This is a genomic window from Streptomyces phyllanthi (assembly GCF_009377205.1).
Classification (GTDB): Bacteria; Actinomycetota; Actinomycetes; order Streptomycetales; family Streptomycetaceae; genus Streptomyces; species Streptomyces phyllanthi.
Genome location: NZ_VJZE01000557.1, coordinates 1 through 5,231 on the forward strand (window position 1 = coordinate 1; position 5,231 = coordinate 5,231).

Sequence of the window (5,231 nt, forward strand, 5' to 3'; positions counted from 1 at the left end):
CTCTCCAGCCCTGCCATGTACGCGGCCACCCGCTCCGCCGACGCCCCGGCCAGTTCCCCGTGCACGCGCCCGTCGACCAGGAACAGCACCCGGTCCGCGTACGAGGCCGCCACCGGGTCGTGGGTCACCATGACCGTCGTCCGGCCGTCCCGGTCCACCATCTCCCGCAGCAGGGCCAGCACCTCGCGGCTGGTCGTCGTGTCCAGCGCGCCCGTCGGCTCGTCCCCGAACAGCACCGCGGGACGCGTGATCAACGCCCGTGCCAGCGCCACCCGTTGCTGCTGCCCGCCCGACAGCTGCCCCGGCCGGTGCCCGGCCCGCTCGGCCAGCCCGACCCGGGCCAGCGCCTGGCGCACACCCGCGCGTGAGGGGCGCCGTCCGGCCAGACGCAGCGGCAGGGCCACGTTCTGCGCGGCGGTCAGGGACGGAAGCAGGTTGAAGGACTGGAAGACGAACCCGATCCGCTGCCGGCGCAGCAGCGTCAGCCGCCGCTCGCTCAGTCCGGCCAGCTCGACCCCGTCCACGGTCACCGTCCCGGAGGTCGGCCGGTCGAGCCCGGCCGCGCACTGGAGCAGGGTCGACTTCCCAGACCCCGACGGCCCCATCACGGCCGTGAAGGTCCCGGTGGCGAAGTCGAGATCGACACCGTCCAGGGCGAGCACATCGCCGTAACAGCGGCGGAGGGATCTGATACGTACGGCTGCCGATACGTCGCTCGTGGTCGTGGTCGTGGCCGTGGTCGAGGCCGTGGTCGTGGTCGTGGTCGTGGTCATGCACCAAGCGAACCGCCCCCGCGCTTCCCGCACACGACCACTGGCTGGCGTCTGTGGGGTATGGCCGGCCCTACCCCACAGACACCTCGTGGCACGATCGACGGGTGAGTACGACCGGTACGACCCGCACGGTGGACCGCGCCTTCGAGGCCTCCCTCTACGCCGACAGCGACGCGGCCCTTGACGCGGGCGCCTCGCTGCTCGCCGCCGATCCCTCGGCCGACGCCGAACTCGCCCGGCGCGGAGGTGAGTTCGTGGCGTCGGCCTGGCGGCGCGGCTGGCAGCCCGCCGACGTCGTACGGATCGTGCGGCGCGAGCTGGACGACGTGCACGTACGACTCGTCGGGCGCCTCATCCTCGACGAGAACCGGCAGCCCCCGACCCCCCGCTGGGCGGCGCAGCTGGACTCCCTCCGGGCCCTGGGCGCCCCCGAACCCCCACGCACCGACCGCTTCTCGTACACCACCGCCGTACTGGAGCTGTACCGTCTGCTCCTCCGCCTCCCCGCCATAGAGCCGCTCGACACCGACGCGCCCGGGACGCCGAGGGCACCCAGGACATCCGGCGCACCCGGGAAGCCCGCGGCCCGCCCCCGCGCGGACGGCGAGACCCGCGTGCTCTCCCGCATCCGCGGTCTCCTGGCCAAGGCGGAGGCCACCGGGTTCCCGGAGGAGGCGGAGGCGCTCAGCGCGAAGGCGCAGGAGCTGATGGCGCGGTACAGCATCGACGAGGCGCTCCTCGCGGCCCGGTCGCCCGACGCGAACACCCCCGGTGCCTGCCGGATCGGTGTCGATCCGCCGTACGAGACGGCCAAGGCGGTGCTCCTCGACGCGGTCGCCGGCGCCAACCGCTGCCAGGCGGTCTGGAACGAGGCCCTCGGTTTCTCCACGGTCGTCGGCTTCGAACCCGACCTGGAGGCGGTCGAACTCCTCTACACCTCGCTCCTCGTCCAGGCGACCGCCGCGATGACCAGGGCGGAGGCGGCACAGCGGGCGGGCGGCCGCAAGCGTACGAAGACGTTCCGGCAGTCGTTCCTCGCCGCGTACGCGCACCGCATCGGCGACCGGCTGGCGACGGTCGCCGAGGAGCAGAGGCAGCAGGCGGCGGCCGGGGCGGCAGCGTCGGAGGGGGAGTTGCTGCCTGTCCTCGCCGCCCGTGACGTGGCCGTGCGCGAGCAGGTCACGCGCCTGTTCCCGGAGACCGTCACCACCCGCGTGCGCGGGGTGAGCGACGCGGCCGGATGGCAGCAGGGCGCCGCGGCGGCGGACCAGGCGCAGGTCACCGCCCGGCCCCCGCTGGAACGGTGACCCGGTCGAGCCGGTGACCCGGTCGAGCCGGTGACCCGGTCGAGCCGGTGACCCGGTCGAGCCGGTGACCCGGTCGAGCCGGTGACCCGGTCGAGCCGGTAACCCGTCGAACCGGTGCCTCAGTCGCCCGAGGGCAGGATCGGGCTCACCGTGATGTCCAGCTCCTTCTCGGACTTCACGGCGATCTCGGCGTCGGGCCACTCGTAGCTCTGCTCGGCGCTGTCGCCGGGCAGCGTGAACTTCACCGTGTCCACCTCGGCGCCCTTCGCGGGATCGCCCGCGGCCCCTCGGACGTACGTGATCGTGAACGTCGCCGCCGCGCCCTCGGCAAGGGTCAGCTTCTGCGCTTGTGATGACTCCTCCGCGCCGACGGCCCAGGAGGTGGAGCCGGCGAACACCTTGGTGGCGGGGACTCCCCGGAGGACGCAGGCGGTGCCGTTGTTGGTCAGGGTCACCGGGATGTTGCCGGTGTCGCCGACGGCCGGGGCGGGGTTGCCGGGACCGAAGTCGATCGCGAACTTCCCGGCCTCGCATGCGGCGGGCTTGTCGTCCGCGGGGCTCTTGGCGTCGCTGCCGTCGCTCTCACCGCCGCTGCACGCGGTCAGCGTGAGGGCTGCGACAAAGGCGGCGGTGACGGTGCCGGCGACGGCGGCAGGCGTGGTGCGCATGGGGTTCCCCGGAATTCGTGACGGTGGTTCGGTCGTACGGTGGCGCGGTCGTGCCGTGGGCTGCCGCGGTGACACGTTCGGGCTGCGGGCTGCGGGCTGCGGGCTGCGGGCTGCGGGCTGGGGGCTGGGGTGCTCCGCCTCAGGAACCCGCGGTCGCGGACGGCAGCCCCGACGGCAGCTTGCCGCCCTCGGCCTTCTGGAACTTCTCCTGGCCGACACCGCCCTCCCAGGTCACCGTGAGGGACTTGGAGTTCACGGAGTCGACCATGCCCTCGGTGCGGTCCTTGCTGCCGTCCGTGCACGTGAGGCGGATCATCTGCATGCCCGCCTCCTCCTTGGCGGTGCCCTCGCACATCGATCCGCCGGTCGTGAAGACCGCGGCCTCCTCACCGTTGACGATCAGCGCGACGGCCTTGCCCTTCGTCGTGGCCAGCCAGCTGCCCGCCAGCTTGCTCGGGGCGCCCGAGGCCCCGGAGCCACCGCCCGTGTCCGCCGTCGCGGTGGTGCTCGGGGACGACGACTCCGTGTCCGCGGAGTCGTCGCCCCCGCTGCACGCGGTCAGCACGAGCGCGGCCGCCAGTCCGGCCGCCGCCGCAGCGATACGCACCCGCTGACGCGGGAAGGTGGGCGTGGTCGCCGAAGTCGCCGTGTTCACTGGAGTCTCCCAAGGGATGTGGCCTGTGGTGTCGTCGCAACGACAGCCGCAAGCTACCAGGCGACTTCCCGGCGCCCGTACGGCGTACGGAGGCTCCGCGCGCCCCGGCCTCTCACCAGGACGCCTTGCGCACCCCCGGCAGGAACCCCGCGTGCGCCTGTTCCCGCAGGCTCACCCGGGACAGCCCGAAGGCCCGGAGGTAACCGCGCGGCCTGCCGTCCACCTGGTCCCGGTTGCGGACCCGGGTGGCGCTCGCGTCCCGCGGCTGACGGCGCAACTCCCGCTGGGCGGCGATCCGTTCGGCATCCGTCGAGGACGGGCTGCGGATGATCTCCTTCAGCTCGGCCCGGCGGGCCGCGTACCGGGCGACGATCTCCCGCCGCTTCTCGTTCTTGGCGATCTTGCTCTTCTTGGCCATGCCGTCCTCCTCAGACCTTCACTCCGCGGGCACGGATCCGGGCCACGGCCGCCTCGACGCCGATCGCGTCGACGGTCTTGATCCCCTTCGCGCTCAGCCGCAGCCGTACGTACCGGCCCTCGCTCGGCAGCCAGTAGCGCTTGGACTGGATGTTCGGGTCGAAGCGGCGGGACGTACGCCGGTGGGAGTGCGAGATGCGGTTGCCGAAGCCGGGTCGGGCGCCGGTCAGCATGCAGTGGGCGGACAAGGGTGACGCACCTCTCTCGATCGCGTTGTGTAAATGGAATTCATTTTCAGTAAGATAGCAGCATGGCACGCAACGAACTCCGCCCGGTCGTCAAGCTCCGGTCGACGGCCGGCACCGGCTACACGTACGTCACCCGCAAGAACCGCCGGAACGACCCGGACCGTATGACGCTGCGCAAGTACGACCCGGTCGCCGGCCGTCACGTCGACTTCCGAGAGGAGCGCTGAGAACCGCCATGCGCGAGGGAATCCACCCGTCGTACGGGCCCGTCGTCTTCCGCGACCGTGCCGCGAACCACGCGTTCCTCACCCGCTCGACCATGACGAGCGACAAGACGGTCGAGTGGGAGGACGGCAACACGTACCCGGTGGTCGACGTCGAGATCTCGAACGTCAGTCACCCCTTCTACACAGGTACCGCCCGTGTGCTGGACACGGCGGGGCGCGTGGAGAAGTTCGAGAAGCGGTTCGGGAAGCGGGGCTGACCGTGGGCGAGTTCTCTGACGCGATGTCCGTCGCGATCGTCGGCGGCCTGCACGCCGACGCCCGCAAGGCCGCTGTCCGGCGTCTGCTGGCCGAGGTCCCGCACAGCGTGGCGCTCCACCACGACCTGTCGACCGCCGCCGAGGGCACGGTCCTGCGGACGGTCCGGGACCGCACCGGGGTACTGGCCAGGGGGCGGACCCCGCTGGTCAACGACTGTGCGTGCTGTGCGCTCCGCGAGGACCTGGTCCCCGAGCTGCAGCGACTCGCCGAAGGTGCCGCTGCCGGGCTCACCCGGCTCGCGATCGTCGAGCTGTGGGACTCGGGCGAGCCCAAGGCGATGGCGGAGGTGGTGGCGGCGAGCGGGCTGACGGTCACCGCGGTGATCACCGCGATCGACCCGGCGCTGGTGCTGCCGTACCTCGCCAACGGCGACGACCTCGCCGAGCGCGGCCTCGCGGCCGCGTCCACCGACCAGCGCACGGTCGCCGACACGTTCGCCCGCCAACTGGAGTACGCCCCGGTCCTGGCCGTCGCCGACTCCCCGGAGGCCGACGACGAGGACCACTCCCTCCTGTCCCAACTCCACCCAACGGCCCACCGCGTCCCGATCGACCGCGCCCCCGAAAGGGGCACGGGAAACTGCGCGCCCACCCCCAACGTCCCCGCACCCGACAACGC

At 72.5% G+C, this 5,231-nt stretch carries 9 protein-coding genes; 4 read left to right on the forward strand and 5 right to left on the reverse strand.

Annotation, left to right across the window (positions count from 1 at the left end):
• Positions 1-773, reverse strand: a 773-nt coding sequence (locus FNH04_RS40685; RefSeq protein WP_152791217.1) for an ABC transporter ATP-binding protein, incomplete at its 3' end; no start/stop codon positions are given.
• A 104-nt stretch (positions 774-877) separates the two neighbouring features.
• Here FNH04_RS40685 and FNH04_RS40690 point away from each other — a divergent pair.
• Positions 878-2,080, forward strand: coding sequence for a DUF2786 domain-containing protein (locus tag FNH04_RS40690; RefSeq protein WP_322725308.1), 1,203 nt, complete (start codon positions 878-880; stop codon positions 2,078-2,080).
• Between the two features lie 119 nt (positions 2,081-2,199).
• Here FNH04_RS40690 and FNH04_RS40695 read toward each other — a convergent pair whose 3' ends face one another.
• The 4 genes from FNH04_RS40695 to rpmB form a co-directional block, all read right to left on the reverse strand.
• Positions 2,200-2,748 (reverse strand): DUF4232 domain-containing protein, encoded by a 549-nt coding sequence (locus tag FNH04_RS40695; protein WP_152791219.1) that lies wholly within the window; start codon positions 2,746-2,748, stop codon positions 2,200-2,202.
• A gap of 139 nt (positions 2,749-2,887) precedes the next feature.
• Entirely contained in the window at positions 2,888-3,403 is a 516-nt protein-coding gene (locus tag FNH04_RS40700) for a hypothetical protein (RefSeq protein WP_322725310.1), read from the reverse strand.
• 112 nt (positions 3,404-3,515) lie between these two features.
• Positions 3,516-3,821: a 30S ribosomal protein S14 gene (rpsN, locus tag FNH04_RS40705; RefSeq protein WP_152791220.1), complete on the reverse strand. Its 306-nt coding sequence runs from the start codon at positions 3,819-3,821 to the stop codon at positions 3,516-3,518.
• A 10-nt stretch (positions 3,822-3,831) separates the two neighbouring features.
• Positions 3,832-4,068, reverse strand: a complete 237-nt coding sequence (gene rpmB, locus FNH04_RS40710; RefSeq protein WP_152791221.1) for a 50S ribosomal protein L28 — start codon at positions 4,066-4,068, stop codon at positions 3,832-3,834.
• Positions 4,069-4,130: 62 nt separating this feature from the next.
• Between rpmB and rpmG the strand changes: the two genes are divergently transcribed.
• The 3 genes from rpmG to FNH04_RS40725 form a co-directional block, all read left to right on the forward strand.
• A complete protein-coding gene (rpmG, locus tag FNH04_RS40715; RefSeq protein ID WP_055610751.1) occupies positions 4,131-4,295 on the forward strand; it encodes a 50S ribosomal protein L33 in 165 nt (54 codons plus the stop codon).
• Between the two features lie 8 nt (positions 4,296-4,303).
• Positions 4,304-4,552, forward strand: coding sequence for a type B 50S ribosomal protein L31 (locus FNH04_RS40720; RefSeq protein ID WP_152791222.1), 249 nt, complete (start codon positions 4,304-4,306; stop codon positions 4,550-4,552).
• Between the two features lie 23 nt (positions 4,553-4,575).
• The coding region (locus tag FNH04_RS40725; RefSeq protein ID WP_322725312.1) for a GTP-binding protein at positions 4,576-5,231 on the forward strand (656 nt) is incomplete at its 3' end.

Coding starts and splice junctions, on each gene's coding strand:
- FNH04_RS40695 (WP_152791219.1), bottom strand. CDS start 2,748: ATGCGCACCACGCCTGCCGCCGTCGCCGGCACCGTCACCGCCGCCTTT.
- rpsN (WP_152791220.1), bottom strand. CDS start 3,821: ATGGCCAAGAAGAGCAAGATCGCCAAGAACGAGAAGCGGCGGGAGATC.
- rpmG (WP_055610751.1), top strand. CDS start 4,131: ATGGCACGCAACGAACTCCGCCCGGTCGTCAAGCTCCGGTCGACGGCC.
- FNH04_RS40720 (WP_152791222.1), top strand. CDS start 4,304: ATGCGCGAGGGAATCCACCCGTCGTACGGGCCCGTCGTCTTCCGCGAC.